The organism is Geobacillus sp. CX412 (assembly GCF_027942335.1).
Classification (GTDB): Bacteria; Bacillota; Bacilli; order Bacillales; family Anoxybacillaceae; genus Parageobacillus_B; species Parageobacillus_B toebii.
In genome coordinates this window covers 2,507,336-2,525,594 of sequence record NZ_CP103461.1, presented here as the reverse complement: position 1 = coordinate 2,525,594, position 18,259 = coordinate 2,507,336, and the positions used below count along the sequence as shown (strand labels likewise).

Annotated in this window: 17 protein-coding genes and 5 pseudogenes; 15 read left to right on the top strand and 7 right to left on the bottom strand. The window is 40.9% G+C overall.

Features of this window, described 5'->3' with window-relative positions:
* Window positions 1–40: 40 nt before the first annotated feature.
* Window positions 41–325: pseudogene (locus NXM86_RS13140) on the top strand (thioredoxin domain-containing protein); the annotation flags it as partial.
* 89 nt (window positions 326–414) lie between these two features.
* Here NXM86_RS13140 and rnjA read toward each other — a convergent pair.
* From rnjA to NXM86_RS13125, 3 genes and pseudogenes are all read right to left on the bottom strand, one after another.
* A pseudogene (gene rnjA / locus NXM86_RS13135) lies at window positions 415–2,081 on the bottom strand (ribonuclease J1).
* A 2-nt stretch (window positions 2,082–2,083) separates the two neighbouring features.
* Window positions 2,084–2,293: a DNA-dependent RNA polymerase subunit epsilon gene (locus NXM86_RS13130; RefSeq protein WP_015863290.1), complete on the bottom strand. Its 210-nt coding sequence runs from the start codon at window positions 2,291–2,293 to the stop codon at window positions 2,084–2,086.
* Between the two features lie 159 nt (window positions 2,294–2,452).
* Window positions 2,453–2,590 carry a hypothetical protein gene (locus NXM86_RS13125; protein ID WP_167317822.1) on the bottom strand — a complete coding sequence of 46 codons (138 nt, stop codon included), beginning with the start codon at window positions 2,588–2,590 and terminating at the stop codon, window positions 2,453–2,455.
* Between the two features lie 192 nt (window positions 2,591–2,782).
* On the opposite strand from NXM86_RS13125, the pseudogene NXM86_RS13120 reads away from it, so the two are divergent.
* Window positions 2,783–3,558, top strand: a pseudogene (locus NXM86_RS13120) (Cof-type HAD-IIB family hydrolase).
* 39 nt (window positions 3,559–3,597) lie between these two features.
* On the opposite strand, the gene def reads toward NXM86_RS13120, so the two are convergent.
* Window positions 3,598–4,152: a peptide deformylase gene (def, locus tag NXM86_RS13115; protein WP_015863292.1), complete on the bottom strand. Its 555-nt coding sequence runs from the start codon at window positions 4,150–4,152 to the stop codon at window positions 3,598–3,600.
* A 108-nt stretch (window positions 4,153–4,260) separates the two neighbouring features.
* Here def and NXM86_RS13110 point away from each other — a divergent pair, with 108 nt between their 5' ends.
* The 6 genes and pseudogenes from NXM86_RS13110 to NXM86_RS13085 all read left to right on the top strand — a co-directional run bounded on the left by NXM86_RS13110 (window position 4,261) and on the right by NXM86_RS13085 (window position 10,566).
* A complete protein-coding gene (locus tag NXM86_RS13110) occupies window positions 4,261–4,896 on the top strand; it encodes a YkyA family protein (protein WP_216368234.1) in 636 nt (211 codons plus the stop codon).
* Window positions 4,897–5,295: 399 nt separating this feature from the next.
* A pseudogene (pdhA, locus tag NXM86_RS13105) lies at window positions 5,296–6,409 on the top strand (pyruvate dehydrogenase (acetyl-transferring) E1 component subunit alpha).
* Window positions 6,410–6,412: 3 nt separating this feature from the next.
* On the top strand, window positions 6,413–7,390 hold the full coding sequence (gene pdhB / locus NXM86_RS13100; RefSeq protein WP_015863295.1) for a pyruvate dehydrogenase complex E1 component subunit beta: 978 nt from the start codon (window positions 6,413–6,415) through the stop codon (window positions 7,388–7,390).
* An 82-nt stretch (window positions 7,391–7,472) separates the two neighbouring features.
* Window positions 7,473–8,786 carry a dihydrolipoamide acetyltransferase family protein gene (locus tag NXM86_RS13095; RefSeq protein WP_015863296.1) on the top strand — a complete coding sequence of 438 codons (1,314 nt, stop codon included), beginning with the start codon at window positions 7,473–7,475 and terminating at the stop codon, window positions 8,784–8,786.
* 5 nt (window positions 8,787–8,791) lie between these two features.
* On the top strand, window positions 8,792–10,204 hold the full coding sequence (gene lpdA, locus NXM86_RS13090) for a dihydrolipoyl dehydrogenase (RefSeq protein WP_328269287.1): 1,413 nt from the start codon (window positions 8,792–8,794) through the stop codon (window positions 10,202–10,204).
* A 119-nt stretch (window positions 10,205–10,323) separates the two neighbouring features.
* Window positions 10,324–10,566, top strand: coding sequence for a hypothetical protein (locus NXM86_RS13085; RefSeq protein WP_081189912.1), 243 nt, complete (start codon window positions 10,324–10,326; stop codon window positions 10,564–10,566).
* An 86-nt stretch (window positions 10,567–10,652) separates the two neighbouring features.
* On the opposite strand, the gene NXM86_RS13080 is transcribed toward NXM86_RS13085, so the two are convergent.
* The gene (locus tag NXM86_RS13080; protein ID WP_015863300.1) at window positions 10,653–11,066 is read right to left on the bottom strand and encodes a DUF1885 family protein; all 414 of its coding nucleotides are present in this window, start codon (window positions 11,064–11,066) and stop codon (window positions 10,653–10,655) included.
* Between the two features lie 126 nt (window positions 11,067–11,192).
* Here NXM86_RS13080 and NXM86_RS13075 point away from each other — a divergent pair, with 126 nt between their 5' ends.
* A complete protein-coding gene (locus tag NXM86_RS13075; protein WP_015863301.1) occupies window positions 11,193–11,495 on the top strand; it encodes a DUF3055 domain-containing protein in 303 nt (100 codons plus the stop codon).
* A 135-nt stretch (window positions 11,496–11,630) separates the two neighbouring features.
* The gene (locus NXM86_RS13070) at window positions 11,631–11,756 is read left to right on the top strand and encodes a GapA-binding peptide SR1P (RefSeq protein ID WP_062753540.1); all 126 of its coding nucleotides are present in this window, start codon (window positions 11,631–11,633) and stop codon (window positions 11,754–11,756) included.
* Window positions 11,757–11,903: 147 nt separating this feature from the next.
* Here NXM86_RS13070 and NXM86_RS13065 read toward each other — a convergent pair whose 3' ends face one another.
* A complete protein-coding gene (locus tag NXM86_RS13065; RefSeq protein ID WP_062678297.1) occupies window positions 11,904–13,376 on the bottom strand; it encodes an aminotransferase class I/II-fold pyridoxal phosphate-dependent enzyme in 1,473 nt (490 codons plus the stop codon).
* 189 nt (window positions 13,377–13,565) lie between these two features.
* Here NXM86_RS13065 and NXM86_RS13060 point away from each other — a divergent pair.
* The 4 genes and pseudogenes from NXM86_RS13060 to NXM86_RS13045 all read left to right on the top strand — a co-directional run bounded on the left by NXM86_RS13060 (window position 13,566) and on the right by NXM86_RS13045 (window position 16,077).
* Window positions 13,566–14,524 (top strand): annotated as a pseudogene (locus NXM86_RS13060) (NAD(P)H-dependent flavin oxidoreductase).
* A 17-nt stretch (window positions 14,525–14,541) separates the two neighbouring features.
* Window positions 14,542–14,814 (top strand): UPF0223 family protein, encoded by a 273-nt coding sequence (locus tag NXM86_RS13055; RefSeq protein ID WP_015863305.1) that lies wholly within the window; start codon window positions 14,542–14,544, stop codon window positions 14,812–14,814.
* Between the two features lie 147 nt (window positions 14,815–14,961).
* Window positions 14,962–15,150: a YkzI domain-containing protein gene (locus NXM86_RS13050; protein WP_062678296.1), complete on the top strand. Its 189-nt coding sequence runs from the start codon at window positions 14,962–14,964 to the stop codon at window positions 15,148–15,150.
* Between the two features lie 132 nt (window positions 15,151–15,282).
* Window positions 15,283–16,077, top strand: a complete 795-nt coding sequence (locus tag NXM86_RS13045) for an inositol monophosphatase family protein (protein WP_062753537.1) — start codon at window positions 15,283–15,285, stop codon at window positions 16,075–16,077.
* A gap of 31 nt (window positions 16,078–16,108) precedes the next feature.
* Here NXM86_RS13045 and NXM86_RS13040 read toward each other — a convergent pair whose 3' ends face one another.
* Window positions 16,109–16,294, bottom strand: a complete 186-nt coding sequence (locus tag NXM86_RS13040; RefSeq protein WP_498958131.1) for a DUF5325 family protein — start codon at window positions 16,292–16,294, stop codon at window positions 16,109–16,111.
* A 119-nt stretch (window positions 16,295–16,413) separates the two neighbouring features.
* Between NXM86_RS13040 and typA the strand changes: the two genes are divergently transcribed.
* Complete coding sequence (typA, locus tag NXM86_RS13035) at window positions 16,414–18,255, top strand: translational GTPase TypA (RefSeq protein WP_015863309.1); 1,842 nt, start codon at window positions 16,414–16,416, stop codon at window positions 18,253–18,255.
* The last annotated feature ends 4 nt before the right edge of the window (window positions 18,256–18,259 follow it).

Sequence of the window (18,259 nt, the reverse complement as noted above, 5' to 3'; positions counted from 1 at the left end):
TTTTGTCGATGAGAATGAAAAGATAGCAACTGGTTCGAGCAAAGATAAACTCAATGTTGTTTCGGTTCATATGCCACGTTCGGAAAATGATTTAGACATAGAACTTGTCAAAAAAGTAGCGGAAGAACACGGCATTACGCAACCAATTTTAGTCGATAACGAACATAAAATTACAGATGCATTTGAAAATCAATATGTTCCAGCTTATTATGTATTTGATGCCGAAGGAAAACTTCGCCATTTCCAAGCTGGCGGAAGCGGCATGAAAATGTTAGAAAAGCGTGTGAACCGTGTATTAGAAGAAAACGAAAAAACACAACAATAACGGGAGAAAGAGGAACGAAAGCACGATGATTTCGTTCCTTTTTTATTGCATTAAAACAGCTGTTCCGAAATAAGGGAACAGCTGTTTTATTATATTTCCATAATGATTGGCAAAATCATCGGTCTTCGTTTTGTTTTTTCGTATAAGAACGGAGCAAGCGTATCCGTAATTTCATTTTTGATTTCCGACCATTGATTGGTTTTGCGCTCGAGCACTTTTTCAAGATGTTTCGTAATGAGCGCTTGTGCATCGTTAATTAAATCACTAGATTCACGCATGTAGACAAATCCGCGCGAAATAATATCTGGACCAGCCGCGATTTTAAAATCTTTCATATTAATGCTTACAACAACGATGACAAGACCTTCTTCTGACAAAATGCGGCGGTCACGCAAGACGATGTTGCCGATGTCGCCGACGCCGCTGCCATCAATATAAACAGAACCGGACGGAATTTTGCCAACGATGCGAGCGTCATTTTCACTTAGTCCAAGCACTTCGCCATTATCCATGATAAAGCAATTTTCTTCTGGCACTCCACAATCGATCGCTAGCTTTGCATGCATTTTTGCATGCGGTATTCTCCGTGAATCGGCATGAAATATTTCGGTTTCATCAAGCGAATCATTAATTTTTGTTCTTCTTGTCCACCGTGTCCAGATGTGTGAATATCGTTTAGCGGGCCATGAATGACTTCGGCGCCAGCGCGATAAAGCATATTAATCGTTCGATTTACACTTACCGTATTGCCCGGAATTGGGGAAGAAGAAAATACGACCGTATCGCCAGGAATAATTTGAATTTGCCGATGGGTGCCATTGGCGATGCGCGATAATGCTGCCATTGGCTCGCCTTGGCTGCCGGTACATAAAATTGTCACGCGATTGGCAGGAAGGCGGTTAATTTCGTTTGCATCCACAAAAGTATCTTTAGGACATTTAATGTAACCGAGCTCTTGTCCGATTTCAATCGCCGCCTCCATGCTTCTTCCGAATACAGCAATTTTTCGGTTGTTCATCACAGCTGCTTCCGTTACTTGCTGCAGCCGATGAATGTTGGAGGCAAATGTCGCAAAAATAATCCGTCCTTGCACTTTACGGAAAATATCATGTATGCTTTCCCCAACGCGACGTTCAGACATGGTGAAGTGTGGAATTTCACTATTCGTGCTGTCGGAAAGTAGACAAAGGACCCCTTTTTTGCCGATTTCCGCCATTTTGGTTAAGTTTGCAGGCTCACCGACCGGTGTAAAGTCGAACTTAAAGTCCCCTGTATGAACAATTTGCCCTACAGGTGTTTTGACAACAACTCCATAACTGTCAGGAATGCTGTGAGTTGTTCGGAAAAATGTCACCGCTGTTTTTTGAAAGCGAATGACATCGTCTTCGCGAATTTCAATAAGTTTCGCTTGTCGGAGAAGTCCATGCTCCTCAAGCTTGTTGCGGATTAACCCTAACGCTAATTTTCCGCCGTAGATTGGAATATTCACTTGCTTTAGCAAGTATGGAATTCCGCCAATATGATCCTCGTGCCCGTGAGTAATAAATAATCCTTTTACTTTCTCTGCGTTTTTTACTAAATACGTGTAATCGGGAATGACATAATCAATTCCGAGCAGCTCATCTTCAGGAAATTTAATTCCTGCATCGATAACAATAATTTCATCTTGAAATTGTACACCATATGTATTTTTCCCGATTTCACCTAATCCGCCGAGAGCAAATACGCCAACTTGATGATCACTTAAAAATTTCATACTCAAATCTCCAATACTTTAAAATCTGGATTTTTCTTTTCATATTCTAAATGAGCGCCCTCTAACGGCTGAATATACTCAATATTCATGGTGTGTCCTTGCAATTTTTGGCGTACTTCCCGTTCTGATTCCGCTTCAATATATAGCGTTTTTGTTTTTTCTCTCACAGGCACTTCATCAGGATTTTCTTGGTAAAACACTTTGAAAATCATTCTAAAACCTCTCCTTATGAACGATTATTTCTTTAACTTTTTTATTATATATAAAATAAGGGCAGTTTTCATGTTTTTTCATTTCATAACATAAAATACAGAAGGGGAATATAGGAAAAAAGCATTAGCTTTTACCATTTTTGACGAATTTTGATCCTTTCATTCGCATGTTTTTAGAAAGAAGCCCTTCATGAAAGAAGGGCTCTTATCGTAAACGGTTAGGCGATCGATTTTTTTCGGAGCAAATCTTTCCATTGTTGAAGAAGCTTTCTTTTCAGCTTTTTCAACATTTTTCATCACTCCTTACTTCTTATTGTACTCATTTCTTGGCGAAAGTAAATGTTCTTCCTATATTATATTATATGTTAACAAAGGCTTGTTTTTCGCGGATAAAAGTGGAATGAAGCCGAGAAGTGATTTGACATTTTCGGTTTTTTTCAGTACGGTAAGGGTGAAAAAAATGAGATTTTGCATTAAGGGGAAGAGATTGTGAAAAAGAAAATAGTATTTTTTGATATTGATGGAACGCTGCTTGATGAACAAAAAAATCTTCCTGTTTCGACAGTAAGAGCGGTTCAAGAGTTGAAAAAAGCTGGTGTTTATGTAGCGATTGCCACGGGAAGAGCGCCATTTATGTTTGCCAATTTGCGAAAGCAGCTAGGAATTGATTCTTTTGTCAGTTTTAACGGCCAATACGTAGTATTTGAAGGGAATGTCATTTATAAACATCCACTTCATCGGCAAAAATTGCATGAGCTAAAGGAAGAAGCGCATAGAAATGGTCATCCGCTCGTTTTATGAATGTGAATGAAATGAAAGCAAGCATGGAAGATCATCCATATATTCACAACAGTATGGGGAGCTTGAAATTTCCTCATCCTCCGTTTGATCCGCTTTATTACGAAAATGAGGACATTTATCAAGCGCTCTTATTTTGCAAAGCGGAAGAAGAACAAATGTATGTAAAAGCATATCCGGAATTTCGTTTTGTCCGTTGGCATAATGTGTCAACTGATGTGCTGCCAGTAGGAGGGTCGAAAGCTGAAGGAATTCGGCGAATGATCGAGAAACTCGACATTGCGAAAGAAGATGTATACGCGTTTGGAGATGGGTTGAACGATATAGAAATGTTGAAGTTTGTTGGAACTGGTGTTGCGATGGGCAATGCGCACGAAGAAGCAAAAAAAGTGGCTGACTTCGTTACGAAATCGGTCGGAGAGGAAGGAATATTATACGGATTAAAGCAGCTTGAATTAATTAAATAAGGGGCATATCCCGGTGCGGGATATAGCCCTTCTTTTCATTTATCGTTCGATAGGGATCGCGTTGTCAGGTACTTTAAACGGATTTTTTGGATCAATATGATCATAAAACATGATGCCGTTTAAGTGGTCGATTTCGTGTTGAAATACAATGGCAGGCAACCCTTTTAACCGAAGTGTTACTTCTTTACCTTCAAGCGTTGTCCCTGTTACGGTAATGCGGGCATAGCGCGGCACATATCCTGGAACGTTCCGATCGACAGATAAACATCCTTCTCCGCTCGTTAAATAGCATTGTTGAACAGAATGGCTCACAATTTTTGGATTAAATAACGCATAGCTATATAAAGTACCTTTTTCATCCGTTACATGGACGGCAATCATTCGTTTTGATACATTAATTTGTGGAGCTGCCAGCCCAATTCCCGGGCGTAATCCATATTTTTCTGCAAGCTCAGGGTTTTGGCTCATTTTTACATAATCAAGAAGGCTTTGTAAAACTTGTTTATCTTCTTCTGATGGAGGAAGAGAAACAGGTTCAGCCACTTTTCGTAGCGTTGGATGCCCTTCTTTAATAATATCTTTCATGGTAATCATCACGTTTTCACTCCTTGTAGACGTTGATGTCTGAATTAAGTCTAACAAAAATCGACTTTGAACGTAAACTAAAATGAAAATGGATGTGCCCGAAAGGAAGGAGAAACGTTGTTCAAAGCAATAAAGCGGTGTATTTGGTTAATCGTGGTGTTATTTTTGGTTACTAGCTGCAATGAACTTGCCAACGAGGAAGTTTTATCAGCTTTTCAAAAGATAGGCAAGTATGAAAACAGTGTAGTCGAGCAACAAGAAAAACTGAGCGGATTAGAACAAAAACAAAACCAGTTGTATGATCGTATTATGTCGTATGGGATAAAGCGGTTTACAAAGGTGGTGCAATTATCGAAAGAATCATTGGAGCTAATAGAAGAACGGGACAAACATATTGAAAAAGAATATAAAGCGATTCAATCAGCAAAACAACAAATAAATACGATCAAGAAAAATATTGACCAACTTCGTGATGAAAATATAAGAAGACAAGTAAACCGTTTAGTAAACATTGCGGAGAAACGTTATGAAACATATGGCAATTTGTATCTTCATTATAAAGAATTGCTTTCATTGGAAAAAGAGCTTTATACTTTATTACAAAATAAATATGTGACACCGGAACAGTTACAACAACAAATTAATCGTATAAATGAACAATATAAAGAATTGGTTAGTATAAACGATCAGTTTAATGAATATACGGAAAAATATAATAAAGAAAAGAAGCGATTATATAACGTGTGGAAATAAATGTTTGTTGCGATAGAGGCTATATTTTCATAGCCTTTTTTATTTTATGAAAAAAATATAAAACAGATATAATACAGATTAAACCGTTGTAATATAACAGGTTTTGTACAGTTGTTTTTTATACCAAAAATATCCATTTACATTGAAAAAATACCGCTAAATCAAAGTGATTGACGTCTAGGTAAAGAAGGTGTAAACTTAAACATGTAGATGGAATTGTACTAATAAAAATGATCAAATGATTAATACAGGTATTCTAACGACATTTTTTCCGTTTATGCCGTGGAACAAAGGTTACCGCTTTTTATTTATTCATGATTTTGGGTAAATTAATGCTGTATGGACCAATGTTATGAGTTGACTTTATTTTTTAAATTATGAAAGGTAGAGGTGGATCAAATGGGTGCAAAAAAATCCCAATTTAAGTTTAATTTTAAGGAACAGCTTGAAAAATTGAGGAACAATTTCCGACATTTCAAATTTTAAATGAAGAAGGGGAAGTAGTAAACGAAGCGGCAATGCCGGACTTAAGCGATGATCAACTAAAAGAATTGATGCGCCGCATGGTATACACACGCGTTCTTGACCAACGTTCTATTTCATTAAACCGCCAAGGGCGTTTAGGCTTTTACGCACCAACGGCAGGGCAAGAAGCGAGCCAAATTGCGAGCCATTTTGCGTTAGAGAAAGAAGATTTCATTTTGCCTGGATACCGTGATGTTCCGCAACTTATTTGGCACGGACTTCCGCTTTATCAAGCGTTTTTATTCTCACGTGGGCACTTCCACGGCAACCAAATTCCGGAAGGGGTAAACGCATTGCCGCCACAAATTATTATCGGTGCCCAATACATTCAAGCAGCAGGTGTTGCTTTAGGATTGAAAAAACGCGGCAAAAAGGCAGTAGCAATTACATACACAGGTGACGGCGGTACATCGCAAGGAGATTTCTACGAAGGAATCAACTTTGCTGGAGCATTTAAAGCACCGGCGATTTTCGTTGTCCAAAACAACCGCTTTGCTATTTCTACTCCTGTTGAAAAACAAACAGTAGCGAAAACACTTGCTCAAAAAGCGGTGGCGGCTGGAATTCCTGGCATTCAAGTTGACGGTATGGACCCATTAGCCGTATATGTAGCTGTACGTGCTGCTCGCGAGCGTGCGATTAACGGCGAAGGTCCAACGCTTATTGAAACTTTATGTTTCCGTTACGGTCCGCATACGATGTCAGGAGACGATCCTACTCGTTATCGCACGAAAGAATTGGAAAATGAATGGAGAAAAAAGACCCGCTTGTTCGTTTCCGTAAGTTTTTAGAAAACAAAGGCTTATGGAGTGAAGAAGAAGAAAACAAAGTGATTGAACAAGCAAAAGAAGAAATTAAAGAGGCGATTAAAAAAGCGGACGAAACACCAAAACAAAAAGTAACCGATTTGATTAGCATCATGTATGAAGAGTTGCCATTTAACTTGAAAGAACAGTATGAAATTTACAAAGAGAAGGAGTCGAAGTAAGCCATGGCGCAAATGACAATGATTCAAGCAATCACGGATGCGTTGCGCATCGAACTAAAAAATGACCCAAATGTATTAATATTTGGGGAAGACGTTGGAGTAAACGGCGGCGTATTCCGGGCAACAGAAGGATTGCAAGCTGAGTTTGGGGAAGACCGCGTTTTCGATACACCTCTTGCCGAATCGGGAATTGGCGGTCTTGCCATCGGGTTGGCGTTGCAAGGATTCCGTCCTGTTCCAGAAATTCAATTCTTTGGTTTTGTATATGAAGTAATGGATGCCATTTGCGGTCAAATGGCGCGTATCCGCTACCGCACTGGCGGTCGTTATAATGTCCCGATTACGATTCGCTCACCATTTGGCGGCGGCGTGCATACACCGGAATTGCACTCTGATAGCTTAGAAGGCTTAGTTGCGCAACAACCTGGGTTAAAAGTAGTCATTCCTTCTACTCCTTATGATGCGAAGGGATTGCTTATTTCTGCGATCCGTGACAACGATCCAGTTATTTTCTTAGAGCACTTGAAGCTGTATCGTTCGTTCCGCCAAGAAGTACCAGAAGGAGAATATACGATTCCGATCGGTAAAGCAGATATTAAACGCGAAGGAAAAGATATCACGATTATCGCTTATGGTGCAATGGTGCACGAATCGTTAAAAGCAGCTGCTGAATTAGAAAAAGAAGGCATCTCCGCAGAAGTGGTTGACCTGCGGACTGTTCAACCATTAGATATTGAAACAATCATTGGTTCTGTAGAAAAAACAGGACGTGCGATCGTTGTACAAGAAGCACAAAGACAAGCAGGAATTGCTGCAAACGTTGTAGCAGAAATTAATGAACGTGCGATTTTAAGCTTAGAAGCTCCTGTATTGCGCGTTGCTGCTCCGGATACGGTATATCCGTTCTCACAAGCGGAGTCTGTATGGTTGCCTAACTTCAAAGATGTCATTGAAACAGCGAAAAAAGTCATTAACTTCTAAACATTAGGTGAGAGGAAGGGGAAATTGCCTTCTTCCTCTTTTCCCATACTTTTTTGAAAAGACAATAGGAGGTCGACAAACAGTGGCATTTGAATTTAAGTTGCCGGATATCGGTGAAGGTATTCATGAAGGGGAAATCGTCAAATGGTTTGTCAAACCTGGCGATGAAGTAAATGAAGATGATGTATTGTGTGAAGTGCAAAACGATAAAGCGGTTGTAGAAATCCCATCCCCTGTGAAAGGTAAAGTATTAGAAATTTTAGTAGAAGAAGGAACGGTTGCAACGGTTGGCCAAACGTTAATCACATTAGATGCGCCTGGATATGAGAATATGACGTTTAAAGGCCAAGAACAAGATGAGCCAAAACAGCAGGAAAAACCGCAAGAAGTGTCGAAAGAAGAAAAGAGCGAAGCGGCAGCTAAACAAGCAGAACCGGCTAAGCAGCAGGAAGTGGATCCAAACCGTCGCGTGATCGCAATGCCTTCCGTGCGCAAATATGCCCGTGAAAAAGGGGTCGACATCCGTCTTGTTCAAGGTACAGGAAAAAATGGCCGCGTCCTAAAGAGCGATATCGATGCGTTCCTTGCTGGTGGCACGGCAGTCGAGCAAAAAGAAGAGGCACCTGCAGCGAAAGCAGAAGAAAAAGCAGCGGCAGCTACTGCGGCACAACAACCAGTTGTGCTTGAAGGAGAATTCCCGGAAACTCGCGAGAAAATGAGCGGTATCCGTCGCGCGATTGCCAAAGCGATGGTCAATTCGAAACATACAGCACCACACGTTACATTAATGGACGAAGTAGATGTGACAAAACTGGTAGCGCATCGCAAAAAGTTCAAAGAAATCGCAGCGGAAAAAGGAATCAAGCTTACTTTCTTACCGTATGTTGTAAAAGCTTTAACATCGGCGTTGCGTGAGTTTCCAGTTTTAAATACATCGATTGATGATGAAACGGAAGAAGTGATTCATAAACATTACTACAACATTGGTATTGCTGCTGATACAGACAGAGGATTGCTCGTTCCTGTTATTAAACATGCGGACCGCAAGCCGATCTTTGCCCTTGCCAAAGAGATTAATGAGCTTGCAGCAAAAGCACGTGAAGGAAAATTGGCTCCACATGAAATGAAAGGTGCTTCTTGCACGATTACGAATATCGGTTCTGCCGGCGGCCAATGGTTTACTCCGGTCATTAATCATCCAGAAGTAGCTATTCTTGGCATTGGACGCATTTCCGAAAAACCAATTGTCCGCGACGGTGAAATAGTTGTTGCTCCAGTATTAGCATTATCATTAAGCTTTGACCACCGCATGATTGACGGTGCAACAGCGCAAAAAGCATTAAATCACATTAAACGTCTATTAAATGACCCAGAATTATTATTAATGGAGGCGTAAAAACGATGGTAGTTGGCGATTTTGCAATTGAAACGGAAACGCTTGTCGTTGGAGCGGGTCCTGGTGGTTATGTAGCAGCTATTCGCGCTGCACAGTTAGGGCAAAAAGTAACGATTGTTGAAAAAGGAAATCTTGGCGGAGTATGCTTAAATGTCGGATGTATTCCATCTAAAGCGCTCATCTCCGCAAGCCATCGCTATGTTGAAGCGAAACATTCAGAAGACATCGGAATTAAAGCAGAAAACGTAACCGTCGATTTTTCTAAAGTGCAACAATGGAAAGCAAGCGTCGTGAAAAAATTAACGAGCGGCGTGGAAGGATTGCTAAAAGGAAACAAAGTCGAAATCGTACGCGGAGAAGCGTATTTTGTTGATGCGAATACGGTGCGTGTTATCAATGGTGATAGCGCGCAAACATATACGTTTAAAAACGCAATTATTGCAACAGGCTCTCGTCCGATCGAACTTCCTGGCTTTAAATTTTCCAATCGCGTGCTTGATTCCACAGGCGCGCTCAGTCTGCAGGAAGTTCCAAAATCGCTTGTCGTAATCGGCGGAGGTTATATCGGAACAGAATTAGGAACAGCGTATGCTAACTTTGGAACAAAAGTAACCATCATTGAAGGAGCAGATGAAATTTTATCTGGTTTCGAAAAACAAATGACTGCAATTGTTAAACGCCGCTTAAAGAAAAAAGGGGTAGAAATCTTTACTAACGCTCTTGCTAAGGGAGTCGAAGAGCGCGAAGACGGTGTGACAGTAACCTTTGAAGTAAAAGGCGAAACGAAAACAATTGATGCAGACTATGTGCTTGTGACGGTCGGACGCCGTCCGAACACGGATGAGCTTGGCTTAGAACAAATCGGCATTAAATTGACAGACCGCGGCTTAATTGAAATTGACAAACAATGCCGGACAAGCGTTCCAAACATTTATGCCATCGGTGATATCGTCCAAGGTCCACCGCTTGCCCATAAAGCATCATATGAAGGAAAAATCGCCGCCGAGGCGATTGCCGGAAAACCGTCTGAAATCGATTATTTAGCTATTCCGGCAGTGGTCTTCTCCGAGCCTGAATGCGCATCTGTCGGTTATTTTGAGCAACAAGCGAAAGATGAAGGCATCGATGTAGTAACGGCGAAATTCCCATTTGCAGCAAACGGCCGCGCCCTTTCGTTGAATGACACAGACGGCTTTATGAAACTTGTCGTTCGCAAAGAAGATGGCGTTGTGATCGGAGCGCAAATCGTTGGTCCAAACGCTTCTGACATGATTGCAGAGCTTGGTCTTGCGATTGAAGCAGGAATGACTGCGGAAGATATCGCTTTGACGATTCATGCTCACCCAACATTGGGTGAAATAGCGATGGAAGCTGCGGAAGTTGCCCTCGGCACTCCAATTCATATTATCAGTAAATAATGAAGAGAAAAGGATATCCTAGCTAGGATATCCTTTTCTTTCTTCTTGTCCCATTTAGAAATAATATTTTTCCTTGCCTGTTCATATTGTTATGGTAAAGGAGAAGCGAGGGATGATCGATGAAAGAGTATATAGCATTTTTACTGCAAATGATCATTTGGAGCAGCTTTTCGCTTATTGAATGGCTATCAGGACGCGACCGTCCGTTTTTTAAAGGGATGATGCTTTGTGTATTTTTATATATCGCGTTTTTATTGGCCCGAAAAATCGGTTTACGCACCCGAAAAGCATTGTGGACAACGACGTTGACAGCAGCAATGTATTTTACTTGTCAACATTTTGTGTGGGAGGCGCTTCAATAGGGGGAAATAAAAAAACGACAGCCTAGTGCCACCGTTTTAAAAAACGATAGCTTAGTGCCACCGTTTTAAAAAACGATAGCTTAGTGCTACCGTTTGTAATAATACATAATTCTGCCGTTGAATAGGTGAAGTTCCCCTTCCAATTTTTTCGCTAGAAACTTACAAAATTCGTTTGCTTTCCCTTTATCTCCGTGTGTTGCCCCATTTGGCAATGTAATTTGAATAAATGATTCTTCAGTTTCACCATTATTTGATCCAACACCGACGATAATCGTCCGATAACGGTGCCCGTCACCTTTTAAATAAAACCACTTTCCTTTTCCTTCATCTGTTTCTATAAGCTGATAAGGAAATGCAGCTTGTTGATACGCCCATCCAAGCTGTTCACCTGTTTTTTTCATCATATCTTGATAATATTGAAACAATTGTTTTACTTCTTCTAATGTGACCGCTTTCTGTTTGGATGCCGGAACAAGCTTTATGTATGCATGTGCTGCCAATGCCATCACCTCTATTGTTAACATCCCATTTTTTTCTATTGTATCATTTTTACGTAAGAGATGCTATTGATTTTAACATATTTTAGAATTATAATAATATTCAGTATATTTATAAGGGGGGATTTTATGAATTTATTTGAAAGGCTATATGATGAGTATGAGAAAGTAAAAGTTCGGTTTGTTGGATTTACGTCAAAGGATATTCGCTATGATTTTGGGATTGTGTATACGAATATGTTTTTTGGCAAACCTCTTGTTATTTGCATGCAAACAGGCCGCTCCACTCTCCTCGATCCAAAAGATGTAGAAAACCACGAGTATTTGCAAAAAATTTTCCGCATCGATACGAAAGAGCAAGCTGCTGATTTAGCGGAGTTCTTCTCAGTTGTCCTTCCATTCTCATCGGTTCATCCTGAATATGAGTATTAATAAGCGAGTATGGTTACTCGCTTTTTTGATGAGTAAAAATTAAATGTGACATACAGATTAAGTGTTGACAGCATAAATGTGATATATTATTATTGAATTAGCTAATAAATATATCATCATAAAGGAGTTTTGGGGATGGGCACAATTGTATGTCAAACATGTGGTGCGACGATTGCACATTTTGAAGATGAAAAAGTGACAACGCTTTACGGAAAATGCTGCGGATGCGATTGCGACGAGGCTGAAGAAGAAGGAGAATAAAGAAAAGGTCAAACGATGGGGGAAGGTTTGGACATAGCGCGCATGTGAAAGGGGCACATGCGCGCATTTATTTTTTGGATAAAAAAAAGCGTAAGCTAACTTGCTTACGCTTTTTTAACTTTCCCTGCTCTCAAAGGTGGGAGAAGTTCAACGGATTGGCTTATGTTCTTTAATGACACGCAATGTTTGTAACGTATCGTCCTCTGGCCCTTGCACCGGCAGACCGACTTCTAAGTTCTTTTTGATATAGTTTAAATTTTCTTCGGTAATAATTTCTCCAGGAATAAAAATCGGAATTCCTGGCGGATAAACCATAATAAATTCAGCAATAATCCGTCCTGCTGATTCTTCAAATGGGACAATTTCCGTTTCCGCGTAGAATGCATCACGCGGAGTTAATGCGAGAGTAGGGATGTCTGGCAATAATACTTTTGGTTTTACTCCTTTCGCCGCCTGATGGCGAAATTGTTCAGATAAATGGCGAAGGGCATTAACAAGCGCGTTCGTTTCCCGCTCTGTGTCGCCAGGTGTAATAATGCATAAAATGTTGTATAAATCGGATAATTCTACTTCAATGTTGTACATTTCGCGCAGCCATTTCTCGACGTCATATCCCGTTAAGCCTAGTTCTTTGACAGAGATGGTAAGCTTGGTTGGATCGTAATCATATGTTGCTTCCGTTCCTAGAATTTCTCTTCCGACACAATAAAGATAAGGGATTTCGTTTATTTGTTGCCGAGTCTTTTCGGCAAGCTGAATAGTTTTTTCAAAATGTTCCCGTCCTTGTGTAGCAAGCCATTTGCGTGCAACATCTAAAGAGGCTAACAACAAATAAGAAGTAGATGTTGTCGTTAGCATGCTTAAAATAGCTTGTACGTGTTTTGCGGATACGAGCCCTTCACGCACGTTTAAAATAGAGCTTTGCGTCAAAGAGCCACCTAGTTTATGGACGCTTGTTGCAGCCATATCCGCTCCGGCCTGCATGGCGGAAAGCGGAAGATCTTCATGAAAATGAATATGGACACCATGCGCCTCATCAACGAGAACAGGAACGTGGTAAGAATGAGCGATTTCAACAATTTTCTTTAAATCGCCAGAGATACCAAAATATGTTGGATTAATAACGAGAACACCTTTTGCATCGGGATGTTGCTTAAGTGCTTTTTCTACTGATTCCGGTGTAATTCCGTGTGAAATCCCGAGTTCCTTATCAATTTCCGGATGAATGAAAATCGGTATTGCACCAGAAAAGACAATGGCAGACATGATCGATTTATGCACGTTACGCGGAACGATGATTTTGTCGCCAGGCCCAACTACTGACATCACCATTGCCATAATGGCACCGCTTGTTCCTTGGACAGAAAAAAATGTATAATCAGCCCCAAATGCCTCAGCGGCTAACTCTTGAGCGCGCTTGATAATGCCTTTTGGGTGGTGAAGATCATCAAGAGGACCGATATTAATCAAATCCATCGATAGCGCATTTTCTCCAATAAAATCACGAAACTCATGGTCCATCCCTGCGCCTTTTTTATGGCCAGGAATATGAAATTGAATAGGGTTTTTCTTAATATGCTCTAATAGACCAGTGAACAATGGTGTTTCAAACTGTGACAATGTTTTTTCACACCTCTTTTTGCATAAAAATAAAACAAATGCATTATAGCATTTATTTTTTTATTTGCAAAGCATTATTTAATCATTAATGAATGTGAAATTTTTTACTACACATAAATTGAGAATAAAAAAGGAAAATAGGCATGTCAACAAGAAACATAGTATACTAGATTAAAAGGAGGGACAAAAATGATTTGGAAAACAAGAGTAACGGAATTGCTTGGAATTACATATCCTATTATTCAAGGAGGACTTGCTTATTTAGCTTACTCTGATTTAGCAGCCGCGGTTTCTAACGCCGGAGGCTTAGGACAAATTACGGCGATGTCGCTGGGAAGCCCGGAGCGATTGCGCGAGGAAATTCGCAAAGTAAAAGAAAAAACAGACCGTCCTTTCGGAGTGAACTTTGCGATTGGACAACATGGCCGCCCTTTTCAACATATGCTCGAAGCCGCATTGGAAGAAGGAGTGCCAGTCGTTTCCGTCACAGGTGGGAATCCGGCCCCGTTTTTTGAACAGCTAAAAGGAACCAACGTGAAAAAACTGGTGCTGGTTGCCGCTGTTCGCCAAGCCGTAAAAGCGGAGGAACTTGGCGCGGACGCTGTCATGGTAGTGGGTCAAGAAGGCGGTGGTCATTTAGGAAAATACGATATAGGAACATTTGTTCTTGTCCCAAAGTAGTGGAATCCGTTTCTATCCCTGTTATTGCTTCGGGAGGCATCGGAGACGGCCGCGGGTTGATGGCGGCATTAGCGCTTGGCGCAGAAGGAATTGAAATGGGAACGAGATTTATTGCTACAAAAGAGTGTGTTCATGCCCATCCGATCTATAAAGAGATGCTTGTTAACGGCTCTGAATATGATACCGTTGTGATTAAACGCAGTTTAGGAGCACCCGGTCGTGCCATTGCCAATGAATGGACGAAAAAAATTTTAGAAATAGAAGAACAAGGCGGGACATATGAACAACTAAAAGAATATATTAGTGGGGAAGCGAATCGCCGTTTTATTTATGAAGGAAAAATAAACGAAGGTTTTGCATGGGCTGGACAAGTGATGGGATTAATTAAAGATGTGCCAACAGTGGCAGAATTGTTTGAGCGAATGATTAACGAGGCGGAACAAATCCGGCGCAGATGGGCAAACTAATGCTGGAGGTGTCGGTGATGAATTATTCTTACCCGTTTTCTTACGACTGGTCAACGCAAGAAATTATTGATGTTATCAAATTTTTCGAAGCGATTGAAACTGTTTACGAAAAAGGAATGGAACGGGAAAAGCTTATGAACATTTATCGTCGCTTTAAAGAAATTGTTCCGAGTAAAAGTGAAGAAAAAAAACTATGTGATGAATTTGAACAAGCAAGCGGATATTCGTCCTATCGCGTCATGAAGAAAGCGAAAGAAGCACAAAACGGCGATTGGATTAGAATGGAATAACATGGTAAAAAAAGTAGACGAATACACAAATTTGTTGCATACCCCCCTTTTCTAACATAATATATATAAAACAAAATAAGTATCAGAAAATTCAGGTATTTATATGACGGTTTTTCGGGGATTATATGGAAAGGGGTGCCCATGCTCATGAAAAGAACAATGAATTCTGTAAAGCGTGCGGACGGGGATAAGCGAATAGCGGTATTACGTCTTGAATTAGATTATGAATTAGCGACTCTTTATGAGGCGATGATGGAAAACGATGAAGAAAAGAAAAAAGAGTGTAAACGGAGATTAGAAAAGTTACGTCAAGAGTTAATGCGCCTTCAAGTATAACAGAACATTCAAGGCGAACCACACCAACGGTTCGTTTTTTTCTTGAGCGATATAGGCACCTCTTTTTCTTTACGGGGGATTCCGATGTATTATATGCTAATTACATACGCTGCAGAAATCAGGAGGATGAATATGCAGGAAAAATGGAAAGAAATAGATGAGTGTATCCGACAATGGATAAAGGAAGCGGGAACAAGAATTCTCGCTACATTTGATAAAAAGTTGACGATCGAAACAAAATCACATCGAAATGATTTAGTGACGAATGTGGACCGCGAAGTAGAGCAATTTTTTATTGAAAAAATAAGAAAAACGTTTCCCGGCCATCACGTGTTAGGTGAAGAGGGATTCGGTGATGAAATTGCAACGCTTCAAGGGATTGTTTGGATTATCGATCCGATTGATGGTACGATGAATTTTATTCATCAAAAACGAAACTTTGCCATTTCAATTGGGGTTTTTGAAAATGGGGTAGGAGTTCTTGGGTATGTATACGATGTCGTACATGATGAACTATATGCGGCACGAAAAGGAGAAGGAGCTTTTCTTAATGATCAACCGCTGGCGCGTTTAGAGCCGGTATCTGTTTCCGAAGCCATTATTTCCTTAAATGCAACGTGGATAACTGAAAATAAACGAATTGATCCAAATGTATTAGCTCCGCTTGTAAAAGATGCGAGGGGAACGCGTTCGTACGGATCGGCTGCGTTAGAAATGGCATACGTTGCAGCGGGACGTTTAGATGCATATATTACGATGAGGTTGTCGCCGTGGGATTTTGCCGGCGGACTTGTGCTTGTTCAAGAAGTCGGTGGCATCGTGACAAATTTATACGGCGAGCCGCTTAATTTGCTTACAAAAAACTCTGTATTTGTTTCAAAGCCAGGATTGCATGAAGAAATTTTGCAAAAATATATACATCGCTGAAAACGGGACAAATCATTCGGTTGTCCCGTTTTTAAAGCATTCCTTTTTCTCGCATTCGTTTTTTTCGGGCAAATCCGATGCCGATAATTATGAATAAAGCGATAATTGAAATAATAATACCAATCATACTTTTTTCCGCAATAAAAATGCCGATGGCCATGATTGCTATTACTGCAAATATAGCCAATAGAAACGATACAGGCTGAAATTGTTTCATCCCAATCCCCTCTTTCATATTGTTTATCGGTTTTTCTTTAGTCTACACGAAAACATACCGCTTTTCTATCCTCTTTATGATATAATAAACGAGCAATTTACGTATAGGAGTGACTAACATTGACAAGAAGAGAAGATCTTCGTAATATTGCCATTATTGCTCACGTTGATCATGGTAAAACAACGTTAGTCGATCAATTGCTGCGTCAATCGGGAACGTTTCGTGCCAATGAACATGTCGAGGAACGCGCATTAGATCGAAACGATTTAGAAAGAGAACGCGGGATTACCATTTTAGCCAAAAATACAGCGATTCGTTATAAAGGAATGCGCATTAATATTTTAGATACGCCAGGACATGCCGATTTCGGCGGGGAAGTAGAACGAATTATGCGGCTTGTGGATGGTGTTTTGCTTGTCGTTGACGCGTATGAGGGGTGTATGCCGCAAACGCGCTTTGTGCTGAAAAAGGCGCTCGAACAACAGCTTACTCCCATTGTCGTTATCAATAAAATTGACCGGGAGTTTGCGCGACCAGAGGAAGTGGTCGATGAAGTCATCGATTTATTTATCGAATTAGGCGCGTCGGAAGATCAGCTTGAGTTTCCGGTTGTATACACGTCAGCATTAAACGGTACGGCAAGTTTGGACCCTCACAAACAAGAAGCGGATATGACCGCATTGTTCGAAACGATTATTAAGCATATTCCTGCACCGATTGATAATCGGGAAGAACCGTTGCAATTTCAAGTGGCGTTGCTTGATTACAATGAGTACGTTGGGCGCATCGGAATTGGCCGTATCTTTCGCGGCACGATGAAAGTCGGACAACAAGTAGCGCTGATGAAACTAGATGGTTCTGTCAAAACGTTTCGTGTAACAAAATTATTTGGGTTTATCGGCTTAAAGCGGATCGAAATCACGGAAGCAGAAGCAGGAGATATTGTTGCAGTGGCGGGAATGGAAGACATTAACGTCGGGGAAACGGTATGTCCATTGGATCATCAGGAAGCGTTGCCGCCGCTTCGCATTGATGAACCAACATTGAAAATGACGTTTTTAGTCAATAATAGCCCATTTGCCGGACGCGAAGGAAAATATGTGACGGCGAGAAAGTTGGAAGAACGCCTGCGCACTCAATTGGAGACGGACGTAAGCTTGCGGGTGGAAAACACTGATTCTCCTGATGCGTGGATTGTTTCTGGACGAGGAGAGCTTCATTTATCGATCTTAATTGAAAATTTACGGCGGGAAGGTTATGAACTGCAAGTATCTAAGCCGGAAGTCATTATGAAAGAAATCGGCGGAGTGCTTTGTGAGCCGGTCGAACGGGTAATCATTGATATTCCTGAAGAATATACCGGGGCGATCATGGAATCGATCGGTATGCGCAAAGGCGAGCTGGTGGATATGATCCATAACGAAAACGGACAAGTTCGTCTCATCTTTATGGTGCCTTCGCGCGGTTTAATCGGCTATCGAACAGAATTTATGTCATTGACACGCGGATACGGAATTTTAAACCATTCATTTGACCATTATGCGCCGGCACAAAGCGGACAGGTAGGCGGCCGCCGCCAAGGGGTATTAATTTCCATGGAGACAGGAAAAGCGACGGCATATGGAATTATGCAAGTGGAAGACCGCGGTACCATTTTTGTGGAGCCTGGAACCGAAGTGTACGAAGGAATGATTGTTGGCGAGCATACGCGCGAAAACGATTTAGTCGTCAACATTTGTAAAGAAAAACATGTAACAAACATCCGTTCTTCGACAAAAGAGCAAACCGTTACGATGAAAAAGCCGCGTTTGATGACGCTCGAAGAAGCGTTGGAATACTTAAATGATGATGAGTATTGTGAAGTAACACCAAAGTCGATTCGCCTGCGCAAAAAAATATTGAACAAAAGCGAGCGAGAAAAAATGGAAAAGAAAAAGAAAGCCGCTAAGCAGGCGAAATAGGGGG

Excerpts from the sequence above, each read along its gene's own strand:
- NXM86_RS13055 (WP_015863305.1), top strand. The coding sequence starts at position 14,542 with ATGAATTATTCTTACCCGTTTTCTTACGACTGGTCAACGCAAGAAATT.
- NXM86_RS13070 (WP_062753540.1), top strand. The coding sequence starts at position 11,631 with ATGGGCACAATTGTATGTCAAACATGTGGTGCGACGATTGCACATTTT.
- NXM86_RS13045 (WP_062753537.1), top strand. The coding sequence starts at position 15,283 with ATGCAGGAAAAATGGAAAGAAATAGATGAGTGTATCCGACAATGGATA.
- lpdA (WP_328269287.1), top strand. The coding sequence starts at position 8,792 with ATGGTAGTTGGCGATTTTGCAATTGAAACGGAAACGCTTGTCGTTGGA.
- def (WP_015863292.1), bottom strand. The coding sequence starts at position 4,152 with ATGATTACCATGAAAGATATTATTAAAGAAGGGCATCCAACGCTACGA.
- NXM86_RS13040 (WP_498958131.1), bottom strand. The coding sequence starts at position 16,294 with ATGAAACAATTTCAGCCTGTATCGTTTCTATTGGCTATATTTGCAGTA.
- NXM86_RS13075 (WP_015863301.1), top strand. The coding sequence starts at position 11,193 with ATGAATTTATTTGAAAGGCTATATGATGAGTATGAGAAAGTAAAAGTT.
- NXM86_RS13085 (WP_081189912.1), top strand. The coding sequence starts at position 10,324 with ATGAAAGAGTATATAGCATTTTTACTGCAAATGATCATTTGGAGCAGC.
- pdhB (WP_015863295.1), top strand. The coding sequence starts at position 6,413 with ATGGCGCAAATGACAATGATTCAAGCAATCACGGATGCGTTGCGCATC.
- NXM86_RS13125 (WP_167317822.1), bottom strand. The coding sequence starts at position 2,590 with ATGAAAAATGTTGAAAAAGCTGAAAAGAAAGCTTCTTCAACAATGGAA.
- NXM86_RS13130 (WP_015863290.1), bottom strand. The coding sequence starts at position 2,293 with ATGATTTTCAAAGTGTTTTACCAAGAAAATCCTGATGAAGTGCCTGTG.
- NXM86_RS13050 (WP_062678296.1), top strand. The coding sequence starts at position 14,962 with ATGAAAAGAACAATGAATTCTGTAAAGCGTGCGGACGGGGATAAGCGA.